The sequence below is a fragment of the Streptomyces sp. NPDC031210 genome, from assembly GCF_055570395.1.
This window is the reverse complement of the sequence record NZ_JBVIHH010000004.1, coordinates 371,842-394,978: the sequence shown is the minus strand read 5'-3', so window position 1 is coordinate 394,978 and position 23,137 is coordinate 371,842. Positions and strand designations below refer to the sequence as shown.

Genomic DNA, 23,137 nt, shown 5'->3' with positions numbered 1-23,137 from the left:
CCGACCCTAGCCGGAGCGGGCGTCGCAGGTGGCGCGGCCCTCGGGGCACGCGGCCGGGGCTGCCCGCCCGGTCCGCGGGCGTGCGGCCGCCCGCGCACAGCCCGGGTCCCACCGCACCGTCAGCCGGCGGACCGGGACGGCGATGCCGCCCCGGTCCGCCAGGTGGCCGGTCACCTCGCTCACACCCCCGTGGCGGGCGAGGGCTCGGTCCAGCCCCGCGGCGCCACCGGCGGGGCGTCTTCGCGCTCCATCGCCCCGCGCCGGCGGATCTTGTTGAGGACGTAGACGTTGGCGAGGTGCAGGACCCCGAGGACGAGGAGGACGACGCCGAGCTTGAGCGAGAGCGCCTCCAGAAGCCCGCGGGCGTTCGCGACCGTCTCGGCGGCCTTCAGGTAGAGGGCGACGAACCCGAGGTTGACGAGGTAGAAGCCGACGACCAGCAGGTGGTTGACGGCCTCGGCGAGCTTCTCGTCGCCGCGCAGGACGTCGGCCAGGAAGACGCGCCCGTTCCGGCTGAGCGTGCGGGCCACCCAGACGGTCAGGCTCACGCTGGTGAGCAGGTAGGCGATATACGCGGCGACTGTGAGGTCCATGCCCCACCCTCCTTGAACGTGTTCAAAAAGCGGTCCGTGAGGAACTGTAGACCTGTTTTTGAACGTGTTCAAGTGGGGGGGGGTGAGGAGGGGGTGGGGAGGGGGCGGGAGAGGCGCAGAAGATCAGAGCGCCTGATGATCCGTCTGTTCCGGGTGCTTGCGGAAGTGGCCGGTGGGGCTGATCCTCGTGTGCACGCCGTTCGGGGGAGCGGTGGGCACGGGAGCAGGGGGGCCGGTGTGTTACGAGTGCACTTCACCGCGCGGGATCTGGCGCGTACACGAGTGGCCGACGGGGCCGATCCGCTGTGGGAGACCGTGCTGAGCCTGCACATCCTGCGGGAGGACCGGGCGGAGCCGGCGCTGGCGGTCTGGCGGCGGCACGCGCGGTGGCACGGTCCCGGACCGTTGCGGACCCTGCTGCCACTGGTGCCCCGGCGGGGCTATTTCCCGGACTTCCTCACCCCGCCCGCCGCCGCGCACGGCGTCGAGCCGGGGCTGGAGGCCGTGATGAGTACGCCCCGGGCGCGGCTGCGCGCGGAGCTGGGCGTACTGGCCGGACGCCGGCCGCTCCCGGGGTGGGCGGGCGCGCTGGCGGCGGGCGAGCCGGCGGCGCTGCGGCGGCTCGCCCGGGGGCTGCGGACGTACCACCACCTCGCCGTCGCGCCGGGCTGGGCGCGGATCGCGGAGCGGGTGGCGGGCGACCGGGCGTTGCGGCTGCACGCGCTGGGGCAGGCCGGGGCCGAGGCGATGCTGCGGACGTTCGGGCCGCTGATGCGGTGGCGGCCGCCGGTGCTGGAGGTGGGCTATCCCGTCGAGCGGGAACTGCGCCTGGAGGGGCGCGGGCTGGTCCTCGTCCCGTCGTATTTCTGCCGTGGGGTGCCGGTGGCGCTCGCGGACGACGCGCTGCCGCCGGTCCTGGTCTATCCGGCGAGCGCGACGGCGGACGCCGAAGGGCCCCGCCTCCGTGAGTACGGAAGCGAGGCCCTCAGGGACGTACGGACCCGCCTCGGGGGCGGGAAGCGGTGCCTGATCGGTGCGAGGTGACCGGCGAGGCGGACCGCTCAGAAGCGCCGAGTGATCAGCGCCCGCTTGACCTCCTGGATCGCCTTCGTGACCTCGATGCCGCGCGGGCAGGCGTCCGTGCAGTTGAAGGTCGTACGGCAGCGCCAGACGCCGTCCTTGTCGTTCAGGATCTCCAGGCGCTGCTCGCCGCCCTCGTCGCGCGAGTCGAAGATGAAGCGGTGGGCGTTGACGATGGCCGCCGGGCCGAAGTACTGGCCGTCGTTCCAGAACACCGGGCAGGACGACGTGCACGCGGCGCACAGGATGCACTTGGTGGTGTCGTCGAAGCGCTCGCGGTCCTCGGCGGTCTGCAGGCGCTCACGCGTCGGCTCGTTGCCCTTGGTGATCAGGAAGGGCATCACGTCGCGGTAAGCCTGGAAGAACGGCTCCATGTCCACGACCAGGTCCTTCAGGACCGTCAGGCCCTTGATGGCCTCGACCGTGATCGGCTTCTCCGGGTTGATGTCCTTGATCAGCGTCTTGCAGGCCAGGCGGTTCTTGCCGTTGATGCGCATCGCATCGGAGCCGCAGATGCCGTGGGCGCAGGACCGACGGAAGGTCAGCGAACCGTCCAGGTCCCACTTGATCTTGTGGAGGGCGTCCAGGACGCGCTCCTTCGGGTCGATGTCGAGCTGGAAGTCTTCCCAACTCGCGTCCTCGGAGATCTCCGGGTTGAACCGGCGGATCCGGAAGGTGACCTTGATCGTGTGTGCGGCGGCCTCGGTCTCGGCGGAGGCCGCGCTCTTTTCGAGCGTGGAGGTGCTCATCAGTACTTACGCTCCATCGGCTGGTAGCGGGTCTGCACGACCGGCTTGTAGTCGAGACGGATCGACTCGGCGCCGTCTGCGCCCACCTCGCGGTACGCCATGGTGTGCCGCATGAAGTTGACGTCGTCGCGGTTGGGGTAGTCCTCGCGGTAGTGACCGCCGCGGGACTCCTTGCGGGCGAGCGCGGAGACGGCCATGACCTCGGCCAGGTCGAGCAGGTTGCCCAGCTCGATGGCCTCCAGCAGGTCGGTGTTGAACCGCTTGCCCTTGTCCTGGATGGACACGTTCAGGTACCGCTCGCGCAGCTCGCCGATCTTCTCGACCGCGGTCTTGATCGTCTGCTCGGTGCGGAACACCATCACGTTGGCGTCCATGCACTCCTGGAGCTCCTTGCGGATCTCCGTGACCCGCTCGCTCCCGTCGGAGTTGCGCAGCCGCTCCACCTGGTCGATGACCTGGCGCGCCGGGTCCTCGGGCAGCTCGACGTAGTCGTGCCCGGCGGAGTACTGGGCCGCGGCGATGCCGGCCCGCTTGCCGAAGACGTTGATGTCCAGCAGCGAGTTGGTGCCCAGGCGGTTGGCGCCGTGCACGGAGACACAGGCCACCTCGCCGGCGGCGTACAGGCCCGGGACGACGGTGGTGTTGTCGGCCAGCACCTCGCCCTCGACGTTGGTCGGGATGCCGCCCATGGCGTAGTGCGCGGTCGGCTGGATCGGGATCGGGTCCGTGTAGGGCTCGATACCGAGGTAGGTCCGCGCGAACTCGGTGATGTCGGGCAGCTTGGCGTCGAGCTGCTCCGGCGGCAGGTGGGTCAGGTCCAGGTAGACGTGGTCGCCGTCCGGACCGCAGCCGCGGCCCTCGCGGATCTCCGTGTAGATGGAGCGGGAGACCACGTCTCGCGAGGCCAGGTCCTTCATGACGGGCGCGTACTTCTCCATGAAGCGCTCGCCGTCCTTGTTGCGAAGGATGCCGCCCTCGCCGCGCGCGCCCTCGGTCAGGAGGATGCCCATGCGCCAGATGCCCGTCGGGTGGAACTGGAAGAACTCCATGTCCTCCAGCGGCAGCCCGCGGCGGTAGGCGGCCGCCTGGCCGTCACCGGTCAGGGTGTGCGCGTTGGAGGTCACCTTGAAGAACTTGCCGGTGCCGCCGGAGGCGAAGATGACCGCCTTCGCCTGGAAGACGTGGATCTCGCCGGTCGCCAGCTCGTAGGCGACGACGCCCGCGGACTTCTTGACCCCGTCGACGTCCTGGAGCAGGAGGTCGAGGACGTAGAACTCGTTGAAGAACTCCACGCCTTCCTTGACGCAGTTCTGGTACAGCGTCTGGAGGATCATGTGGCCGGTGCGGTCCGAGGCGTAGCAGGACCGGCGGACCGGGGCCTCGCCGTGGTTACGGCTGTGACCGCCGAAGCGGCGCTGGTCGATCGTGCCGTCCGGGGTCCGGTTGAACGGCAGGCCCATCTTCTCCAGGTCCAGGACCGAGTCGATGGCCTCCTTCGCCAGGATCTCGGCGGCGTCCTGGTCGACCAGGTAGTCGCCGCCCTTGATCGTGTCGAAGGTGTGCCACTCCCAGTTGTCCTCCTCGACGTTGGCCAGGGCGGCGGCCATGCCGCCCTGCGCCGCGCCGGTGTGGGAGCGGGTCGGGTAGAGCTTCGTCAGGACGGCGGTGCGGCTGCGCTTGGTCGACTCGATGGCCGCGCGCATGCCCGCGCCACCGGCGCCGACGATGACCGTGTCGTACTTGTGAATCTTCATGGGTGGATTACCTCAGCCCCGGGCCTAGCGGATGTTCGGGTCGAAGGTGAAGATCACCAGCGTGCCCAGAAGGACGGTGAACACCGTGGCGGTGTACAGCAGCATCTTCAGCCAGAAGCGGGTGTTGTCCCGCTGCGCGTAGTCGTTGATGACGGTGCGCAGGCCGTTGGCGCCGTGCAGCATGGCGAGCCACAGCATCGTCAGGTCCCAGACCTGCCAGAACGGTGAGGCCCAGCGGCCGGCGACGAACGCGAAGCCGATCTTGGTGACGCCGCCGTCCAGCACGAGCTGGATCAGCAGGTGACCCAGGACCAGGACGACCAGGACGATGCCGGACAGACGCATGAAGAGCCACGTCTGCATCTCGAAGTTGCCGCGCGAGGCGCGCGGGGTCTTCCCGGTGCGCTTGCGCGGCGGCTCGATGACGGGGGCCGGGTTGTCCACGTCGTAGAGCGGAACGCCGGCGGTGGTGTCCGTCGCGGCGTCGGCCGCGGGGGAGTGGGTTTCAGCAGACATCTCGCCTCATCAGCTCCCGAACAGCGTGCGCAGGGTGTGCTGCAGCACGGGGTAGAAGGCACCGGCCATCAAAACGACCCAGATACCGACAACGGTCCACAGAAGCTGCTTTTGGTACTTCGGACCCTTCGACCAGAAGTCCACGGCGATGACCCGCAGGCCATTGAGCGCGTGGAAGAGGATGGCGGCCACGAGGCCGTACTCCATCACGTTGACGAGGGGCGTCTTGTATGTCGCGACGACGTCGTCGTAGGCCTCGGGAGAGACCCGGACGAGAGCGGTGTCGAGGACGTGGACGAACAGGAAGAAGAAGATGAGGACGCCAGTGACTCGATGAGCCACCCAGGACCACATGCCTTCCCGGCCGCGGTACAGCGTTCCAGCCGGCACGGAAATACCCTCCGGGAGCGGGGATTGGGGCTGGCCGCCAGTCTTCCGCGAAGTGGAATCTGCACTGTCGGTCGGGCCCGGCCGGGTACGGTCCACCGGCCCTGGCCATCGTAGCGACGTGTTGTCGGTTCCTTGCGCCGGGGTCCTTAGGTGTGATCAAACAGGCACCAACGGGCTATCACACAAGTACGAACAGTCACTTTCCGGACGATGAGTCATGAGCCGGACGCGTCGGCATGTGCCACAGGCTCTTGCGGAGAGGCCACTCGGTTCTGCCAAGGTATGCCGCACCGCTACCCGGACGGCGGCGGACGGATCTTCCCGACGGGTGCGGAACGGGCCGCTGACGGAAGCTGGACGGGAAGCGGAGCGACGGACGGGAGCCGGAGGGACGCCGGCCGCCCGCGGAAGCGGAGGTGAGGAGGTGGCCGAGTCGGACGCCGCGCTGACGACGCCGGTCGACCGCTGTCCGGCGGATGCGCGCGGTTCACCCGGATGAGAGAGCTTTCGCGCGCTTGGCGGACGACGGGCCCCGCGCACCTGGCAATACCTTCGCCCCGAAAGTGAGGATTGCACGATGTTGAATCCGATCCGGCCGGCACGCTCCACCCGGCCGTCGGTCCTCCGGCCGCCCGCGCTGCTGGCCCCGGCGCTCGCCTCGGCCCTCGCCCTCACCGGCTGTTCCCGAGCCGCCGACCCCGAGCCGCCCCGCGGCACGGCCACCGCCAGCGCCTCCCGATCGGCCACCAGCACCCCCTCTCCGGCCGCCCCCACACCCACCTGGGCGCCGGTCACCGGAGCGCCGCGCACCATCCCCGCCGTACGCGCCTTCCACCCCGCCGACGGGCGCGGCTGGCGGCCCTCGAAGGGCGCCCGGATCGTCGTGCCGGCCGGGCAGAAGAGCACCGTCGCCGACGAGGCGCGCCTGCTCGCCGGCGAACTGGGCGGGCTGCCCGTGGTCTGGGGGGAGCAGAGCGTGCGCCCGGGGGACGTGGAGGTGAAGCTCGGGGGCAAGGGCGCGGCGGACCGGCCGGACAACGCCCCGGCCCGCGACACCGCCGACGAGGCGTACACCCTGACCGCCCGCGACACCCGCCTCACCCTGACGGCCCCCACCGACGCCGGCGTCTTCTACGGCACCCGCACCGTCAAGCAGGCCGTACGCGCCGCCGGCGGACTCCCCGAAGGCACCATCGAGGACCGGCCGGACCGCCCGCAGCGCGGAATGATGCTGGACAACGCCCGCAAGCCCTTCAGCGCCGCCTGGATCGAGGACCGCGTCCGCGAGCTGGGGGACCTCAAGCTCAACCAGCTCCAACTGCACTTCTCCGACGACCAGGGCTTCCGCATCCAGAGCGACACCCACCCCGAGATCGTCTCCAAGGACCACCTGACCAAGGACGAGGTCCGCCGCCTGCTGCGGCTCGCCGCGAGCCGGCACATCAGCGTCATCCCCGAGATCGACTCGCCCGGCCACCTGGGCGCCGTCCTCGACCGGCACCCCGAACTCCAGTTGCGCAACGCCCAGGGGCGGACGGTGCCGGGCGCCATCGACATCTCCGAACCCCGGGCCGGCACGCTCGTCGACGACCTGCTGCGCGAATACGCGAAGCTGTTCGCCGGCCCGAAAGGCGACGCGTACTGGCATCTGGGCGGTGACGAATACCAGGCGCTGATGTCGCGCTCGCCGCAGACGTCCTATCCGGGGCTCGCGCGGGCCGCGCGGGAGAAGTACGGGCCGGGCGCCACCATCGAGGACCTGGCCACCGGCTGGCTCAACGACCGGCAGAAGGTCGTGCGGGCGGCGGGCCGGAACCGGATCGAGGCGTGGAACGACGGGTTCTTCGCCGGCGGCTCCGTCCAGGCCGACAAGGGCCGCACGGTCGCCTACTGGACCGGCAAGGAGATCGGCGCCCGCGACCCGGCGGAGTACCTGCGTGAGGGCCGCGAGGTGCTCAACCTCAACGACGAGTACCTCTATTACGTCCTCGGCGAGCCCAATCAGTTCGTCTACCCCACGGGGGAGCGGATCTACCGCGACTGGACGCCCCGGGTGCTGCGCGGCACCGCGCCGGTGGCCGTGCCCAAGGACCGGACCGGCCCCGACCGGGTGCCCGGCGCGCGCTTCGCCATCTGGTGCGACCGGGCCGGTGCCCAGACGCCGGAGCGGATCGCCAAGGGGATCCGGATGCCGCTGCGGGCGCTGGCACAGAAGACCTGGGACCCGCGGCCGCCGGCGATGTCGTGGAAGGACTTCACGGCGCTGGCCGACCGGGTCTGAAGAGGGATCCGAAGAAGGAGAGGGACGGCCGGGGCCGCCACCCCCCACAGGAGAGGCCCCGGCCGTCGTTCTCGGGAAGGCCGCGTGCGGCCTCCTAACCGATACAGCGCCGGACGGCCCGAAAATGTCACACCGGGTGCGTCCGGGGGCACGGCCGGTGGCCTGGACGCGGGCCGGGAGGGGCCCGTAACGTGCCCAATCGCGGCGGGTCGGGCGCTGACCGGGCCCGTTCGCGGGACCCTCGCGGGCACCCGCGGACACGTGCGCCCGTCGCTCCATGCGGTGGCCCGGGTTCGGAGCGTGCGCGCCGACGGGTTACGGTCAGCAGGAACAGTCGGGTTACCGGGGGTTTTCGGCGTGTCGTGCTCACCCGCGGCGGTCGGTGGCCGTCAGGTACCCGGCGCCGCGCGGCGCGTCAGCCGCCGGCGGGACAAGGCAGAGGCAGCAAGTACCGGGCGGCGGACACTCCGCGTGCGACAGGATGGACCCGTGCGAGGGGACGACATTCAGCCGGACGACAGTCGGCTGACGGTTGCCGTACAGGCGGCACAGGACGGCGACGAGACAGCGTTCCGCACCGTCTACCGCGCCGTGCATCCCCGACTTCTCGGATATGTACGGACCTTGGTGGGCGAAGCGGACGCCGAGGACGTCGCGTCCGAGGCGTGGCTCCAGATCACCCGCGACCTCGCGCGCTTCAGCGGCGACGCGGACCGCTTCCGCGGCTGGGCCGCCCGCATCGCCCGCAACCGCGCCCTGGACCACATCCGCATGCGCGGCCGGCGCCCCGTCATCGGCGGCGACGAGAGCGAACTGACCGACACGCCCGCCACGGCCGACACCGCCGGCGAGGCGCTCGAAGCCCTCGGCACCGGCCGCACCCTCCGCCTCATATCCCGGCTGCCGCAGGACCAGGCCGAAGCCGTGGTGCTGCGCGTGGTCGTCGGACTCGACGCCAAGAGCGCGGCGCAGGTCCTGGGCAAGCGGTCCGGCGCGGTGCGCACCGCCGCGCACCGGGGCCTGCGGCGGCTCGCCGAACTGATCGGCGACGTCGACGGCGACGGCCTCGGGCAGGACCCAGGCCAGGACGGCGACGACGGCACCGGACGCCCGCGGAGCGGATCCGGACGCCCGGAGAACGGACCGGGATGTCCGGAAAACGGGCCCGAATCCGGCGCCGACCAACGCGGAGGTACCTCCGCCCGCCCCTCCGCACCCGGTCCGCGCAAAGGTGGTGGAACGATGGGCGGAGTGCCCCTCCAGGGCAGACGGCGCCGGGACGGCGTGGCGGAATCGTACGTACCAGGTGTGACGGAAACGGCCGCGCGAACGCAGAAGGACATGTGATGGCCGACGACCGGTACAACTGGCTCGACAAGGACGCCGCGGAGCGACTGCTGCGTGGCGAACCGGTCATAGCCCCCGACGGTGCCGGCGCCCAGGAACTCCAGCAGTTGCTCGACGCCGCCGCGGCGGCCGGCGCGGCCCCCGCCGAAACCGTTCCGCTCCCCGGCGAAGAGGCCGCACTCGCCGCCTTCCGCCAGGCACGCGTCGCCGAGCCCGGGGCCGGGCGGCGCGCCACGGCCGGGCGGGCCGCGCGCCCCGGCAGTCTCGCCGACCGCACCTGGCTCGCCCGCCCTTTCCGGCGCGGCTTCGCCGCCGCACTGGCCGTCTGCGCGATCGGCGGCGTCGCCGTGGCGGCCGGCTCCGGCGTCCTGCCGTTCCAGGGCGGCGACGGCGAGCCGGGCTCCACCGTCTCCGCCCGCCCCACCCCCGGCACCCTCGAATCCCGCCCGCCGGGCGCGGAGACCGACGGCAGTACGGGCCACTCCCCGGACCCCACCCCCGGCCGGAACAGCCGCGAACCCACCGGCACTCCCCGCCCGGGCAGCTCCGGCGGCACCGCCGACCCCGGCACCCCGGGCGGCCGCGACAGCGCGGGCGGCAACGGCGGCGACCGTGAAAGCGGGCCGGACGCCGCGCGCAAGGCGCTCGTCCTGCCCCTGTGCCGCGACTACGAATCCGGCAATCGCGGCAGCATGGACCGCGATACGCTGCGCCGCCTGGAGCGCGCGGCGGGCGGCGCCGACAAGATCCACACCTTCTGCCGCAAGTACCTCACCGACCACGACGGCGGCTCCGGGACCGGCGGTTCGGCGGGCGACGGGTCCGGCGGCGGCACCGGCGGCCGCGGCGACACCGGCGGCAAGAACAGTGGCGGCCAGGGCGGCGGCGAGGAAGACGACGACGAACACCCCGCCACACCCAGCCCCGCTCCCCGCACCCTCCCCGCACCACCCGCCACCCCCGTCCCGGACCCCGCCGACAGCGCCTCCTCGACGGCGGCTCTCAGCGGGGTGTGACGTTTTCCGGACCGGTGACGCAGTAGTGAGTGAAGCCGACTGGTCATCGGCTGCGCAGGAGCCGGGGTTCCCCCCGTACCCACGGCTCCGCGCACTCGGCGCGGGCGGGGCACGTTCCCCCGGCCCTGCCCGCGCCCCTTCTCTTACCTCGGCCCCCAGGGCCGACGGGCCGTCCTAGCGGTAGATGACCACCTTGGTCCCCGGCTTGGCCGCGGCGAAGAGGGCGGCGATCTTCTTCTTGTCGCGGACGTTGACGCAGCCGTGGGAGGCGCCGCGGTAGCCGCGGGCCGCGAAGTCCGACGAATAGTGCACCGCCTGGCCGCCGCTGAAGAACATCGCGTACGGCATCGCCGAGTGATAGAGCGTCGAGACGTGATGCCGGCTCTTGAACGTCAGGGCGAACGTGCCCTCGCGCGTCGGGGTGTACTGCGAGCCGAAACGGACATCCATCGCCGTCACGACCCGGCCGTCGACCATCCAGGCCAGGGTCCGGGCCCGCTTGCTGATGCAGATTACCCGCCCCGTCACGCAGCGCCGGTCCGGCCGGCCGACCGGCTCGGCCGTGGGCGGACGGGACTGCGCGGGCGACGGACGCCGGGTGCGCGCGAGCAGCGCGCGCCACGCCGCGGGCTGCACCGCGCCGGTCCGCGGCATGCCCAGCCGCTGCTGGAACGCCCGGACCGAGGCGGCGGTCACCGTGCCGTAATAGCCCGTCGGGGAACGGTCGAACAGCCCCAGTTGCGCCAGGCGCGCCTGGAGTTCGCGGACCTGCGGGCCGCGCGAGCCGACCGCCAGCACCGGCCTCGGCTCGGGCGGCACGGGCCGCCGCGGGTGCGCCTGTCGGGCGGGAGCGGGGGCCGCGCCGGCGGCGGACGAAACGGCCTTGGGCGGATAGCGGCCGCTCTTGCCGTCGAGCGCCGCGGTACCCGTGACGGACACCGGCCGGCACCCCACCGCCAGCGCCGCCACCACCAGCACCGCGGCCACCGCCGGCACCCCGCGCACCGTGCGTCGTCCCGCTGAGTGCCCCATCTTCCACCCCCGCGTCTCGCCGGCCCCACCGGCCACCGTGATGCTTCCCAGGGCTGCGCGGCGCCGAACCTGCGGGCATCCTGGTGACCAGGTCTCGGAACACGTACATCCGGTCACCACTGGGAAGGCGTATCCCCATGACGCGCGAGTCGGGCAGTGTGCGGTACAACGAGAGCGGTCTGCCCGTCGAGCCCGTCTACGGACCCGAGGCACTCGACGGCTGGGACCCGGAGCGCCGTCTCGGCGCGCCCGGCGACTACCCCTTCACCCGTGGCGTCTACCCCACCATGTACACCGGCCGCCCCTGGACGATGCGTCAGTACGCGGGCTTCGGCACCGCGCGGGAGTCCAACGCCCGCTACCGGCAGCTCATCGAACACGGCACGACCGGACTGTCCGTCGCCTTCGACCTGCCGACGCAGATGGGCCACGACTCCGACGCGCCGATCGCGGCCGGCGAGGTCGGCAAGGTCGGCGTGGCCATCGACTCGATCGAGGACATGCGGGTGCTGTTCGACGGCATTCCGCTGGAGCGGGTCTCCACCTCCATGACCATCAACGCGCCGGCCGCGCTGCTGCTGCTCCTGTACCAACTCGTGGGCGAGGAGCAGGGGGTGGCGGCGGACCGGCTCACCGGCACGATCCAGAACGACGTGCTCAAGGAGTACATCGCGCGCGGTACGTACATCTTCCCGCCGAAGCCGTCACTGCGCCTGGTCGCGGACACCTTCCGGTACTGCCGGGCCGAGATCCCGAAGTGGAACACCATCTCGATCTCCGGCTACCACATGGCCGAGGCCGGTGCCTCGCCCGCGCAGGAGATCGCCTTCACCCTCGCCGACGGCATCGCCTACGTCCGTACGGCCGTCGCCGCCGGCATGGACGTGGACGACTTTGCGCCCCGCCTGTCCTTCTTCTTCGTCGCCCGCACCACGCTCCTGGAAGAGGTCGCCAAGTTCCGCGCCGCCCGCCGCGTCTGGGCGCGCGTGATGAGGGAGGAGTTCGGCGCGAGGAACCCCAAGTCGCTGATGTTGCGCTTCCACACCCAGACCGCCGGGGTGCAGCTCACCGCCCAGCAGCCGGAGGTGAACCTCGTCCGGGTCGCCGTGCAGGGGCTGGCCGCGGTGTTCGGCGGCACCCAGTCGCTGCACACCAACTCCTTCGACGAGGCCCTCGCGTTGCCGACCGACAAGTCGGCGCGCCTGGCGCTGCGCACCCAGCAGGTGCTCGCCCACGAGACCGATGTCACCGCCACCGTCGACCCGTTCGCCGGCTCCTACGCGGTGGAGTCGATGACGGACCGGATGGAGGCGGCCGTGGTCGAACTCATGGGGCGCGTCGAGGACTTGGGCGGTGCGGTGGCCGCCATCGAGCGGGGTTTCCAAAAGGGTGAGATCGAGCGGAACGCGTACCGCATCACCCAGGAGACGGACGCCGGCGAGCGGGTCGTGGTGGGCGTCAACCGCTTCCGGCTGGACGAGGAGGAGCCGTACGAGCCGCTGCGGGTCGACCCGGCGATCGAGGCCCAGCAGGCCGGGCGGCTGGCCGCGCTGCGGGCCGGCCGCGACGGGGCGGCGGTGTCCGCGGCGCTCGACGCCCTGAAGGAGGCCGCCGCGGGCACGGACAACGTCCTCTACCCGATGCGGGAGGCGCTGCGGGCCAGGGCGACGCTCGGCGAGGTCTGCGGCGCCCTGCGCGCGGTGTGGGGCGTTCATGTGCCCACGGACGCCTTCTGACATCTCCTACGAGCCGGCCGGTGCTCCGGGGACCCGCGGGAATCGGCCGCGGCCGCCCTGGGTCAGACTGGTGGCATGTCCTCACCCCGCCGCGCGTGCCCCGTCTGCACCCGAGAGATCGCCGTCGTCGGCGGCCGCTTCTGCCGTCACGACCCGCCCGGGCGGCGGATGGGCCTGGAGCTGATCTCCTGCCCGGGGTCGCGGCGGATCGCGCCGATGATGGCGCCGGCGGAGAAGCTCTTCGACCCGGAGGAGCCGCCGATCCCGGGACAGCAACCGCTGTTCTGAGCCGGTGGCGGTGAACTACGGCGCCAGCACGTCGAGTTCGGCCATCGCGCCGAGGGTGATCTCGCGGGTCAGGGACTCGGCGCGGGCCGCGTCCCCGGTGCGGACCGCCTCGGCGACCTGCACGTGCAGGGTGACCGCGGCCGGGTCGGGGTCGGTGAACATCACACGGTGCTCGGTGCGGCCGGTCAGGACCGCGGCGACCACCTCGCCGAGCCGGGCGAACATCTCGTTGCCGGAGGCGGCGAGCACCAGGCGGTGGAAGGCGGTGTCGTGCACGAGATAGGCGTCGAGCTGCTGGCCGCGCGAGGTGGCCACCATGCCCATGGCGTGCTCGGTCAGTTCGGCGCACTGCGCGGGGGTGGCGTGGGTGGCGGCCAGTCCCGCCGCGACCGGTTCGACGGCCGAGCGCAGGACGGTCAGCGAGCGCAGTTGCCGGGGCCGGTCCCGGCCGGCCAGCCGCCAACTGATCACCCGCGGGTCGTAGACGTTCCACTCCTCGGTGGGGCGGACGGTCACCCCGACCCGGCGACGGGAGGCGACCAGCCGCATGGACTCCAGGACCCGGATCGCCTCGCGGATGACCGTGCGCGAGACGTCGAAGCGCCGCTCCAGCTCGTCCGTGCGCAAGACGGTGCCCGGAGGGTAGTCACCCGCGGTGATCGCGGGTCCCAGGGACTCCAGCACGCGGGCGTGCAGCCCCTTCCCCTCGTTTTCCATGGGGCCAGCCTACGTTCCCCCCACTTCCTCGATTAAGTATGACGTTTTCGTCACGGACTCTTGATACGTCGTACCTAATGGGTTTCAGTGGGGCGACGCACGAGGTCGAAGAAGACAGCGAGGTAGACGGGATGAGCTTCCCCCACGTCGTCGTGGTGATGGGCGTGGCCGGCACCGGTAAGACGACGATCGGCCCTCTCGTGGCCGCCGAACTGGGCGTTGCCTACGCCGAGGGCGACGACTTCCACCCGCCGGCCAACATCGCCAAGATGTCGGCCGGCACCCCGCTGGACGACGACGACCGCGGCCCCTGGCTGGACGCCATCGGCGCCTGGGCCCACGACCGGGCCGGCCGGGGCGGCGTGGTCAGCAGCTCCGCGCTCAAGCGCGCCTACCGCGACCGCCTGCGCGCCGCCGACCCGGGCCCGCCCGGCGCCCCCGGCCTGTCCCCCCTCGTGTTCCTGCACCTCACCGGAGACCGGGCGCTGATCGAGGAGCGGATGGCCGGGCGCACCGGTCACTTCATGCCGGCCGCGTTGCTCGACTCCCAGTTCGCCACGCTCGAACCGCTCGGCCCCGACGAGGCCGGTGTCGTCGTGGAGGTGTCCGGCACGCCGGAGGAGATCGCCGCCCGCGCCGTCGCCGCCCTGCGCCGCCTGCGCCCGGCCGGCTGACGCCCCTTCACGTAACGCCCTTCACGTACCGCAGCCACCCCCCTTTCCCCCTGCCGTCCACCCAAGGGAATCGCCGTGATTCATCTCAGCGCCGAGATGCTCGCAGTGGATGCGACCGAGCCCCTCACCTCGGCCGGTCACGCACAGCTCGGCATCGCCGTCCTCGCCGGCATCGCCGTCATCGTTCTGCTGATCACCACGTTCAAGCTGCACGCCTTCCTGTCGCTGATCATCGGCTCGCTGGTGCTCGGCGCGGTCGCCGGCGCCCCGCTGGACAAGGCCATCGCCAGTTTCTCGACGGGTCTGGGCACGACCGTCGCGGGCACCGGCGTGCTGATCGCGCTGGGCGCCGTACTGGGCAGGCTGCTGGCCGACTCCGGCGGCGCCGACCAGATAGTCGACACGATCCTGGCGAAGGCGAGCGGGCGGGCGATGCCGTGGGCGATGGTGCTGATCGCCGGCATCGTCGGTCTGCCGCTCTTCTTCGAGGTCGGGATCGTGCTGCTCATCCCGGTCGTGCTGCTGGTCGCCCGGCGCGGCGGCTTCTCGCTGATGCGGATCGGCGTCCCGGCGCTGGCCGGCCTGTCCGTCATGCACGGCCTGATCCCGCCGCACCCCGGTCCGCTCGTCGCCGTCGACGCGGTCGGCGCGAACCTCGGCGTGACCCTCGCCCTGGGCGTGGTCGTCGCCATCCCGACGGCGATCATCGCGGGCCCGGTCTTCTCCCGGTACGCGGCCCGCTGGGTGGACATCCGCCCGCCGGAGAAGATGATCAACTCCTCCTCCGGGGCCGCGCGGACGTCGGACTCCAGGGTCAAAGGGGCCTCCGCCGTGCCGGACCGGCGCCCGGGCTTCGGCGTCACCGTCGCCACCGTGCTGCTGCCCGTCGTGATGATGCTGGCCAAGGCCCTGGTCGACATCGTCGTCGACGACCCCGAAGCCACCGTCCAGAGGGTGTTCGACGTGGTCGGCTCGCCGCTGATCGCGCTGCTGACCGCCGTCCTGGTCGCGATGGTCACGCTGGGCCGGGCGGCCGGCTTCACCAAGGGGCGGACCGCGGCCACCGTCGAGAAGTCGCTCGCCCCGATCGCCGGTGTGCTGCTGATCGTCGGCGCGGGCGGCGGCTTCAAGCAGACGCTGGTGGACGCGGGCGTCGGCAAGATGATCCTGGACATGTCCACGGACTGGCACCTCTCCGCGCTGCTGCTGGCCTGGCTCATCGCGGTCGCCATCCGCCTGGCCACCGGCTCCGCGACGGTCGCCACCATCTCCGCCGCCGGCCTGGTCGCCCCGCTCGCCGACGGCATGAGCACCCCCCACGGCGCCCTGCTGGTCCTGGCGATCGGCTGCGGCTCGCTGTTCTTCAGCCACGTCAACGACGCCGGTTTCTGGCTGGTCAAGGAGTACTTCGGCATGGACGTCGGCCAGACCCTCAAGACCTGGTCGGTCATGGAGACGCTGATCTCGGTCGTCGGGATCGGCTGCGTCCTGCTGCTGTCCCTGGTCCTGTAGGGGCCCCGAACCTCAGAGCGGTTCGCCGTTCCGGGCGCCTCCCCCCGTAAGGCGCCCGTTTCCCGGCACGAGGCCGTACCCCGCGCGTGGTCGCGGAGTACGGCCTCGTGCGCGTCGCGGCGAGGGCGGCTCACACGGCCGGGTCCGGTACGCGGGCGGCGAGGTAGGGCGCCAGGGCGGTGGCCATGTGCAGGGCCGCGTCCTCGGCGGGCGCGGCCAGGGCGACGTAGCCGTCGGGGCGGATCAGGAACAGGCCGGGGCCGTCGCCGTAGGCGTCGCGGACGTGGCCGGCGGAGTCGATCAGGTCGGGGGTGGGGCCGCCGACGCGGACGGTGCGCAGCAGCGCCCCGTCGGCCGGCAGCGCCGCCGTGTCGGGGTCGATGCCCAGCGCGAGCAGCGTGAAGTGCGGGCCCCGGAAGGCGTCGAAGAGGCGGGAGGACCGCCCGTCGGCGGTGGTGCACGGGGCGTCGGGCGCGCGGTCACCGGCGCGCGGCGCGCCCTCGGGGACGTGCGCGCGCAGCTCGCGGGCCAGCGGGCTGTCCCGGTAGCCGAGGTCCAACTGGTGGAGGTCCCTGCCGCGGCGCAGGTTCCCGGAGCGGTGCAGCCGGGTGCTGGTGTCCAGGATGTGGGCGGCGATCGGGCGGCGTTCGCCCTCGTAGCTGTCGAGCAGGGCGTCGGGGGCGCCGTGCCGCAGGACCTGGCCGAGCTTCCAGCCGAGGTTGTAGGCGTCCTGGACGCTGGTGTTCAGGCCCTGGCCGCCGGCCGGGGAGTGGATGTGGGCCGCGTCGCCCGCCAGGAAGACCCGACCGGCGCGGAAGCGGTCGGCCATGGCGGCCTTGGGGCGGTAGACGGAGGTCCACACGACCTCGCGGATCTGCTCCGGGGCGAGGTGGGTGGCGTCCGCTATGACGGCCCGGACGGCCTCGGCGGAGGTGTCGGGTTCGTCCTGGAACGCCGCGAGGAGACCCTGGAAGAGGTCGGTGCCGGCCAGCGGCAGGAGCGCGATGAACCCGCCGTGGGGCAGCGTCCAGCGGTGCCAGTGGTCCCGGTCCAGGCCGTCGATGGCGAGGTCGGCGAGGACCGCGGCGCCGGGGGTCAGCGACGGGCCGCTCATGCCGATGCCGAGCGCCTTGCGCACGGTGCTGCGTCCCCCGTCGGCGGCGACCAGATAGCGGGCGCCGACGGTCCGCTCGCCGCCGCCGGCGAGGGTGAGCCGGGCCCGTACGCCGTCCGCGTCCTGCTCGAAGGCGGTGAGCTCGGTGGAGAAGAGGACCTCGCCGCCGAGCTCCGACAGCCGCGCGCTCAGCACCTCCTGATTGCGCCACTGCGGGACCATCAGGGGAGTGGCGTAGGGGACGGCGGGCGTCGGATCGACGCTTTCGATCATCTCGGTGGTCCGGGTGATCCGGCCGTCCTCCCACAGGGCCGTCTTCGGGTAGTACCCGCCCACCGCCCGTACGGCGTCCAGCACGCCGAGGTCGTCGTAGACCTCCTGGGTGCGCGGCTGGAGGCCGGTGCCGCGGGCGCCGGGGGAGAGGCGGTCCTGGCGCTCGACGATCAGGGCGCTCACGCCGCGCCGGGCGAGGTCGACGCCGAGGGCCAGACCGGTCGGGCCTGCACCCGCGATCAGTACGTCGACGGTGGTGCCGTCCCCGTGGGGCGCACCCTTTAAGGCCATTTCCTTAACGCTGTTAAGTTCCATGGGTCCGAGGATGGCCTTAACGGTGTTAAATTGTCAACATGGGAACGCGACTCGACCGGAAGCTCGTGGCGGACACCGCACTGCGGCTGTTGAACGACGTCGGTCTCGAAGGGCTCACCCTGCGCCGCATCGCCAAGGAGCTGGACGTCCAGGCGCCCGCCCTGTACTGGCACTTCAAGAACAAACAGGCGCTGCTGGACGAGATGGCGACGGAGATGCTCCGGCGGATGACCGAGCCGCTGATGGCCGGCCGACCCACGGCCGACGGGCTCGGCGAGTCCTGGCAGGACGCCCTGACGGCCTGCTGCCGCGCCCTGCGCCGCGAACTCCTCGGCTACCGCGACGGCGGCAAGGTCTTCAGCGGCACCCGCCTGACCGACGACAGCCACGCCGCCCCGCTCGACATGTTCCTCGGCCGCCTCACCGACGCGGGCTTCACCCTCGGCGACGCCGCGCGCGCCTGGTGGACGGCGTACAACTTCACCATCGGGCTGGTCATCGAGGAGCAGTCGGTCTATCCCGACCCGGGCGAACCGGAGCGGCGCGATCCGGCCACCCGCGACCCGGCCTACGACCTCGCCGACCGCGAACAGCGGCTCGGCGAGAGGTATCCGCGCGCGGCCCGGGCCGGCCGGGAGATGTTCGGCGACCTCGACCGGTCCTTCGAGGCCGGGCTGCGCTTCATCGTCGCCGGGATCGAGGCGACGGCGGCCGGGACCCTCAGCGCGAGGGACGCCGCGGATCGACCGACCGCTTGAGCACCGGCGTGAGCGGCCGCTCCACCCAGCGGTGCAGCACCCACGCCAGCGTCAGCATCGCCCCGACGGTCAGCGGCAGCGTCGCGTACGAGGGCAGGCCGGCGCCGCCGTGCAGGGCGCGGATGACGACCCAGCCCAGGTGCTCGTGGACGAGGTAGAACGGGTAGGTCAGGGCGCCCGCCACGGTCAGCCAGCGCCAGTCGGCCCACCGCAGTCGGCCCAGCGCGACGGCGGCGACCAGCGCGAAGCCGACGGTGACGACGGCGACGATGCCGGCTTCCGAACGGTAGGAGAACGCCGTGGCCGACGGCGCGTGCCACAGGCCGGCGACCGCGTGATGCTGGCCGGTCAGCCAGCTCACCAGCACTATCGCCCAGGCGATCGGATCGCGGGCACCGTAGCGGTGCAGCAGGTACAGACCCACGCCGCCGATGAAGAACGGCGCGTACCGCGGCATCAGAACCACGTCGAGGAACGGCTGGTGCGCGGCCTGCGCCAGCGCGCCGGCCAGCGTCCAGCCCGCGCAGAACAGCACCACCCGGCCGCGGGTGGCGCCCGGCAGGACCACGCAGAGCGCGAACAGCGCGTAGAAGCGCATCTCCGCCCACAGCGTCCAGCACACCCCGAGCACCCGGTCCGCGCCCAACGGCTGCTGAAGCATGGTCAGATTCGTCAGGACCTCGCTGGGCGACAGCGCCTCATACGCCACCCACGGCAGCGCGAAGACGGCGGTGACCAGGAGTATCGCCGCCCAGTAGGCCGGGTAGAGGCGGGAGACGCGCGAGGCGACGAAGGCGCGCAGGGTCCGCCCCCAGCCGCTGAGGCAGATCACGAAACCGCTGATCACGAAGAAGATCTGCACGCCCAGGCACCCGTAGGCGAACAAGGGCGACGCGGTGGGGAACTGCTGGGCGGGCGAACCGCCCCACGCCTGGGCGATCTCGCCGTCGCGCCCGCCGTAGTGGTAGGCCGCGACCATCAGGGCGGCGAGCAGCCGCAGCCCGTCCAGGGCGCGCAGCCGCGACGGGCCGCCCCGGTCGCGGCCCCGTGTGCGGGCCGCCGGGGCGGGGCCGAGGAGGTCCGGCGCGACCTCCGGCGCACCGGCCGCCAGTTGGGGTGCGCTCATCCGAACGCGGCCCGCTTCTTCAGGCGCCGCCGCACCGCCCGCGCCCGGCGGGCGACCCGGCGCAGGGCCGCGTTGCGGGGAAGGAACGCGAGCTGGGACGGGACCGCCCCGGGCAGCGCCAGCGCGGTGAGCCGGCGGCGCTTGAAATAGCGCCAGGTGCGCTGGTCGAGGTGGGCCGCGAGATAGCGCTCGGCGGCCGGCCGCAGGTGCGGGTATATCTGGTGCTGCATCGCGTAGCCGACGGCCGGGACCAGGCCGCCGAGGGCGGTGGCGGGGAGCGGCGCGGAGTCCGGTTCGGACAGGTCGGGCACCAGCGCGTCCACGATCGTCACCGGCACGCGGTTGCTGTTCTGGTACGGCGTGAGCCGCTCCAGCAGCAGGCCGGTGCCGGTCCGCGCGGTCGGCAGGTCGTAGAAGGTGGCGGCGGTCAGCAGCGCGGTGGAGAAGCAGCCGACGACCAGCGCGGGCCGCATCCGCTGGTAGAGCACCTCGGCGAGCACCGGGCTGTCCAGCACCGTCAGCTCCACGTCCAGCTTCTCGGCCTCCCGCTCCAGCAGGCGCGACCAGCGGGCCGGTGCGGAGGGGTGCGGTTTGAAGACCACCTCGCGGTGGCCGCGCGCGACGGCGCCGCGCACCATCCGCACATGCAGGTCCTCCTCCTCTTCGGGCGTGAGGATGCCCAGCGCGGAGAGGTACTGCCCGAGCAGCAGTGCCGCACCCCGCGGCACGTCCAACGGGCCGGCGGCGTCGGCGAGTTCGGCCAGCACCTTGGTGAACGCGTCGGTCGGCACGGTCCGCGCGGGGACGCCGAACTCGGTCAGCAGCAGCGGCGTCAGGCCCGGCACCAGGTCCAGGTGCAGCAGGCGGCCGACGCGGGTGCCGACCAGCGGGTCGAGCTTGTTGCGGGTGGGGCCGTAGCTCATCAGGCCGTCGGCGTAGACGTCGACGGGCGCGTCGGGGAACAACTGCGCGAGCGCGAGCGCCGGATTGACCTGGAGGGACTCCACGACCAGCTCGACGCGGTCGTCGCCCAGCCCCCACAGCAGCCGCAGGTGCCGCTCCCACAGCGGTACGTCGTCCGGCCGGGGGGACCAGCCGCCGGGGTGGAACGGGCTGATCGTCTCGTTCCACGACAGCACCCCGTCGAAGCGGCCGCGCAGCCGCTCGAAGCCGGGCGCGGTGTCCAGCGCCGGGGTGGTCTCCGGGGTCGTGGCGTTGTTGCTGACCAGCAGCAGGCGCCGGCCGGCCGGCTCGAAGCAGCCGGCGTCCAGCGCGGCGGCCAGCGTCGCCGCGCCGTAGAGCGTGGACGCCAGGAAGATCTGGGTACGAGGCCGGGTGCGCATCAGGCCGCCACCTCCGCCGGGACCGGGCGGCGGCGCAGTCGCCGCAGCCGGGAGGCGCGTCCCGCGTCCATCGAATCCAGCGCTTCCTTCAACACGTCCTGCGGCATACGTTTCATCGCCGCGGCACTCATCGCCCGCAATTTCCGGGCGACCTGCGGTTCGAAACGTTCGATCGATCCCAGGTGATGCGAAATGATCGCGCAATAGGTGCGTACCGCCTTCGGCAACAGAACATCCGCGTCGCGGTCCCGCGCCGTTTCCTCGATCACCTGGTCAAAGGCGCGAATGAAGTCCAATTGCCGCACATCTCCGATCTGGGTCAGCGAGGACGCCACGCCGCGCCGGTAGAAAACACCGAGCAGCCCGGTCACCGCCATCGACCGCGCCTCGCGGTGCAGCCGCCAGATCCACGGCCGGTCCTCCGCCGTGCGCAGCCCGTCCCGGAAACGCAGCACCCCCTCGTCCAGCAGCCGCCGGTGGTAGATGCCGGCCCAGGCGTAGGCGTAGTCGACGGAGGTGGAGCGGTCGGCGGGCAGGATCAGCTCGCGCGGGTCCATGACGACGTCGCGCCGGCCGTGCGGCACGCGGTGGACGGTGCGGGCCCGGGCGGTGCACTGCACATGGTCGGTCCGCACGAAGTCGCAGTCCAACTCCTCGATGCGGGAGAGGAGCTGGGCGAGGTAGCCGGGGGCGAGCCAGTCGTCGCCGTCGAGGAAGGTGAGGTAGGCGCCGCGGGCCGCGTCCAGGCCCGTGTTGCGGGCGGTGGCCAGGCCGCCGTTTCGTTCGTGCCGCAGCAGTCTGGCGCCCGGCAGCTCACCCTCGGCGCGCGCGAGGATCTGCGGGGTCTCGTCGCGCGAACAGTCGTCGACGAGGAGGAATTCGAAATCCTCGCGGGCGTTGGCCGCCAGGCTTTTCAGGGTGTCGGGCGCGTATGTCTGCACGTTGTAGAACGGCACGATGACGGAGAGCTTAACCACCCGGGTGACATTAGGTGCGGCGCCCGCATCCGTCTTTACGCGATGCGGTCTTTGTGGTGAACGAAGAATGGCGGAATGGTTAACCGGGGTGCCGGACGGGCCGGTTCGTCGTTCGTCGGCCCGCTGTTAACCGTTTGTTGCGACCCAGTTGGCCCGCGAAACGGAATGCCTTCCTAGCGTCATCGCCGTGCCCTCACGTACCACTTCTTCGCCGCGAGTCGCCGTACTCGCCGATTCGGATACCCGATGGAAATGGGGCGCTTTGACAGCGCACCGCATCCAATCGGACATCCGGCTCGACGGCTACCTCCTCCGCGGCCGCGCCACGCCCACGGTCCGCCAGCTCCACGAGGTCGGCGCCCGTGCGGACGCGCTGCGCGAAATCCGCGGCGTCGACTTCCTGCACGCGATGCGGGACGGCGTCCGCCCCGACGCCGGGACCCGCCCCGACGTCGTCGTGCTGGCCTGCGTGGGCGGCGCGGTGCAGGCGATGCTGCACGGCCTGGCCCGCGCCTGGGAAGGCGCCGCGCACCGGCCCGTCGTCGTCACCGGCTACGTCGGGGTGGTCTACGAAAAGCTCGCCGACGGGCTGCTGCTGCGGCACGGCGCGGACGTCGTCCTCGCCAACTCCCGGCACGACGCCGACCGGTTCCGCGAGGTCTACCGCGGCGTCGGCGCCGACGACGGCAGCGTCGTCGAATGCGCCCTGCCCTTCCTGGGCGGCGCCCCCCACACCGGGGCGGGCGAGCCCCGCACCGTGGTGTTCGCCGCCCAGCCCTCCGTACCGGAAAGCCGCGCGGACCGCACGTACCTGCTGCGCAGGGCGATCGAGCACGCCCGCAAGCACCCCGACCGCGAGGTACTGGTCAAACTCCGCAGCAAGCCGGGTGAGCACACCACCCACATCGAGGAACTGCCCTACCAAAGGCTCGCCGCCAAGGCGCCCGGCGGCCTGCCCGCCAACTGCCGCCTGGTCTACGGCAACATGGGCGAAGTCCTGGACCGCACCGACCTGATGGTCACCGTCAGCTCGACCGCCGCCCTGGAATCCCTGCACCGCGGCATCCCCACCGCCGTCCTCACCGACCTCGGCATCCGCGAAGCCCTCGGCAACCACCACTTCCTCGGCTCCGGCTGCCTCGCCTCCTGGGACGAACTCGACGCCGGGCACCGCCCCGTACCGGACCCGGCATGGCTCGCCCGCCAGGGCGTCGCCCCCGAGCCGGGGGACTACGAGCGCGCCTTCGACGCGGCCCGCGACCGGGTCACCGCACTGCGCACGGCCGACCGACTGCCGCCGCTCACCCCCTACTACACACCCCGCACCGCCCCCGGCTACCTCCCCGGCATCCTCGCCCGGCACGGCCTGGACACCCGCGGCGCGCCGCTCGCCGGCTACGCCGACACCCCCGAGGCGACCGGCGGACTGCGCCGGGTCGCCCGCGACACCGTCCGCGAGGCGGCCCGCGGCGCCTACCGCCACGGCGTCCAGCGCGTCGCCCCCGCCATCCGCCGCTGGGGGCAACTGTGACCCGCCCCCACGGCC

Annotated in this window: 22 protein-coding genes; 10 read left to right on the top strand and 12 right to left on the bottom strand. The window is 72.3% G+C overall.

Translation table 11 applies throughout. The features are described from left to right. Positions 1-6 precede the first annotated feature (6 nt). Both ACZ45Z_RS11285 and ACZ45Z_RS11280 read right to left on the bottom strand, forming a co-directional pair. Positions 7-183 carry a hypothetical protein gene (locus ACZ45Z_RS11285; protein WP_468359666.1) on the bottom strand — a complete coding sequence of 59 codons (177 nt, stop codon included), beginning with the start codon at positions 181-183 and terminating at the stop codon, positions 7-9. Beyond that, entirely contained in the window at positions 180-593 is a 414-nt protein-coding gene (locus tag ACZ45Z_RS11280) for a hypothetical protein (RefSeq protein ID WP_468359664.1), read from the bottom strand. Before ACZ45Z_RS11280 ends, ACZ45Z_RS11285 begins: the two co-directional genes overlap by 4 nt. A gap of 237 nt (positions 594-830) precedes the next feature. Between ACZ45Z_RS11280 and ACZ45Z_RS11275 the strand changes: the two genes are divergently transcribed. Continuing rightward, complete coding sequence (locus ACZ45Z_RS11275) at positions 831-1,637, top strand: hypothetical protein (RefSeq protein WP_468359662.1); 807 nt, start codon at positions 831-833, stop codon at positions 1,635-1,637. 17 nt (positions 1,638-1,654) lie between these two features. Here ACZ45Z_RS11275 and ACZ45Z_RS11270 read toward each other — a convergent pair whose 3' ends face one another. From ACZ45Z_RS11270 to sdhC, 4 genes are read right to left on the bottom strand one after another with little or no spacing between them, the layout of a single operon-like run. Continuing rightward, on the bottom strand, positions 1,655-2,422 hold the full coding sequence (locus ACZ45Z_RS11270; protein WP_468359659.1) for a succinate dehydrogenase iron-sulfur subunit: 768 nt from the start codon (positions 2,420-2,422) through the stop codon (positions 1,655-1,657). After that, complete coding sequence (gene sdhA / locus ACZ45Z_RS11265) at positions 2,422-4,176, bottom strand: succinate dehydrogenase flavoprotein subunit (RefSeq protein ID WP_468359656.1); 1,755 nt, start codon at positions 4,174-4,176, stop codon at positions 2,422-2,424. The genes ACZ45Z_RS11270 and sdhA overlap by 1 nt, the downstream gene beginning before the upstream one ends. A gap of 24 nt (positions 4,177-4,200) precedes the next feature. Next, positions 4,201-4,692: a succinate dehydrogenase hydrophobic membrane anchor subunit gene (locus ACZ45Z_RS11260; protein WP_468359653.1), complete on the bottom strand. Its 492-nt coding sequence runs from the start codon at positions 4,690-4,692 to the stop codon at positions 4,201-4,203. Between the two features lie 9 nt (positions 4,693-4,701). Continuing rightward, entirely contained in the window at positions 4,702-5,082 is a 381-nt protein-coding gene (gene sdhC / locus ACZ45Z_RS11255) for a succinate dehydrogenase, cytochrome b556 subunit (RefSeq protein ID WP_393894587.1), read from the bottom strand. 577 nt (positions 5,083-5,659) lie between these two features. On the opposite strand from sdhC, the gene ACZ45Z_RS11250 reads away from it, so the two are divergent. From ACZ45Z_RS11250 to ACZ45Z_RS11240, 3 genes are all read left to right on the top strand, one after another. After that, positions 5,660-7,363: a beta-N-acetylhexosaminidase gene (locus ACZ45Z_RS11250; RefSeq protein WP_468359648.1), complete on the top strand. Its 1,704-nt coding sequence runs from the start codon at positions 5,660-5,662 to the stop codon at positions 7,361-7,363. Between the two features lie 489 nt (positions 7,364-7,852). After that, positions 7,853-8,710, top strand: coding sequence for an RNA polymerase sigma factor (locus ACZ45Z_RS11245; protein WP_468359645.1), 858 nt, complete (start codon positions 7,853-7,855; stop codon positions 8,708-8,710). Further along, the gene (locus tag ACZ45Z_RS11240; RefSeq protein ID WP_468359642.1) at positions 8,710-9,726 is read left to right on the top strand and encodes a hypothetical protein; all 1,017 of its coding nucleotides are present in this window, start codon (positions 8,710-8,712) and stop codon (positions 9,724-9,726) included. The genes ACZ45Z_RS11245 and ACZ45Z_RS11240 overlap by 1 nt, the downstream gene beginning before the upstream one ends. Before the next feature lie 174 nt (positions 9,727-9,900). Here the strand turns inward: ACZ45Z_RS11240 and ACZ45Z_RS11235 are convergent, their stop codons facing one another. Then, positions 9,901-10,758, bottom strand: a complete 858-nt coding sequence (locus ACZ45Z_RS11235; protein WP_468359639.1) for a L,D-transpeptidase family protein — start codon at positions 10,756-10,758, stop codon at positions 9,901-9,903. A gap of 137 nt (positions 10,759-10,895) precedes the next feature. On the opposite strand from ACZ45Z_RS11235, the gene ACZ45Z_RS11230 reads away from it, so the two are divergent. After that, a complete protein-coding gene (locus tag ACZ45Z_RS11230) occupies positions 10,896-12,494 on the top strand; it encodes an acyl-CoA mutase large subunit family protein (protein ID WP_468359636.1) in 1,599 nt (532 codons plus the stop codon). Between the two features lie 75 nt (positions 12,495-12,569). Continuing rightward, entirely contained in the window at positions 12,570-12,782 is a 213-nt protein-coding gene (locus ACZ45Z_RS11225; RefSeq protein WP_468359633.1) for a hypothetical protein, read from the top strand. A 15-nt stretch (positions 12,783-12,797) separates the two neighbouring features. Here the strand turns inward: ACZ45Z_RS11225 and ACZ45Z_RS11220 are convergent, their stop codons facing one another. Further along, on the bottom strand, positions 12,798-13,499 hold the full coding sequence (locus ACZ45Z_RS11220) for a FadR/GntR family transcriptional regulator (RefSeq protein WP_468359630.1): 702 nt from the start codon (positions 13,497-13,499) through the stop codon (positions 12,798-12,800). Positions 13,500-13,630: 131 nt separating this feature from the next. Between ACZ45Z_RS11220 and ACZ45Z_RS11215 the strand changes: the two genes are divergently transcribed. Further along, positions 13,631-14,173 carry a gluconokinase gene (locus ACZ45Z_RS11215; protein WP_468359627.1) on the top strand — a complete coding sequence of 181 codons (543 nt, stop codon included), beginning with the start codon at positions 13,631-13,633 and terminating at the stop codon, positions 14,171-14,173. 75 nt (positions 14,174-14,248) lie between these two features. Beyond that, on the top strand, positions 14,249-15,685 hold the full coding sequence (locus ACZ45Z_RS11210; protein ID WP_468359624.1) for a GntT/GntP/DsdX family permease: 1,437 nt from the start codon (positions 14,249-14,251) through the stop codon (positions 15,683-15,685). A gap of 130 nt (positions 15,686-15,815) precedes the next feature. On the opposite strand, the gene ACZ45Z_RS11205 is transcribed toward ACZ45Z_RS11210, so the two are convergent. Beyond that, the gene (locus ACZ45Z_RS11205) at positions 15,816-17,363 is read right to left on the bottom strand and encodes an FAD-dependent monooxygenase (RefSeq protein ID WP_468359621.1); all 1,548 of its coding nucleotides are present in this window, start codon (positions 17,361-17,363) and stop codon (positions 15,816-15,818) included. 62 nt (positions 17,364-17,425) lie between these two features. Here ACZ45Z_RS11205 and ACZ45Z_RS11200 point away from each other — a divergent pair, with 62 nt between their 5' ends. Continuing rightward, on the top strand, positions 17,426-18,145 hold the full coding sequence (locus ACZ45Z_RS11200; RefSeq protein WP_468359618.1) for a TetR/AcrR family transcriptional regulator C-terminal domain-containing protein: 720 nt from the start codon (positions 17,426-17,428) through the stop codon (positions 18,143-18,145). On the opposite strand, the gene ACZ45Z_RS11195 is transcribed toward ACZ45Z_RS11200, so the two are convergent. From ACZ45Z_RS11195 to ACZ45Z_RS11185, 3 genes are read right to left on the bottom strand one after another with little or no spacing between them, the layout of a single operon-like run. Beyond that, positions 18,108-19,271 (bottom strand): acyltransferase family protein, encoded by a 1,164-nt coding sequence (locus ACZ45Z_RS11195; RefSeq protein ID WP_468359615.1) that lies wholly within the window; start codon positions 19,269-19,271, stop codon positions 18,108-18,110. The two genes, ACZ45Z_RS11200 and ACZ45Z_RS11195, sit on opposite strands and share 38 nt — an antisense overlap. Continuing rightward, positions 19,268-20,614 (bottom strand): alpha-2,8-polysialyltransferase family protein, encoded by a 1,347-nt coding sequence (locus ACZ45Z_RS11190; RefSeq protein WP_468359612.1) that lies wholly within the window; start codon positions 20,612-20,614, stop codon positions 19,268-19,270. The genes ACZ45Z_RS11195 and ACZ45Z_RS11190 overlap by 4 nt, the downstream gene beginning before the upstream one ends. Then, the gene (locus ACZ45Z_RS11185) at positions 20,614-21,591 is read right to left on the bottom strand and encodes a glycosyltransferase family 2 protein (protein ID WP_468359609.1); all 978 of its coding nucleotides are present in this window, start codon (positions 21,589-21,591) and stop codon (positions 20,614-20,616) included. Before ACZ45Z_RS11185 ends, ACZ45Z_RS11190 begins: the two co-directional genes overlap by 1 nt. Positions 21,592-21,778: 187 nt before the next feature. Here ACZ45Z_RS11185 and ACZ45Z_RS11180 point away from each other — a divergent pair, with 187 nt between their 5' ends. Then, complete coding sequence (locus ACZ45Z_RS11180; RefSeq protein ID WP_468359606.1) at positions 21,779-23,122, top strand: DUF6716 putative glycosyltransferase; 1,344 nt, start codon at positions 21,779-21,781, stop codon at positions 23,120-23,122. Positions 23,123-23,137 lie beyond the last annotated feature (15 nt).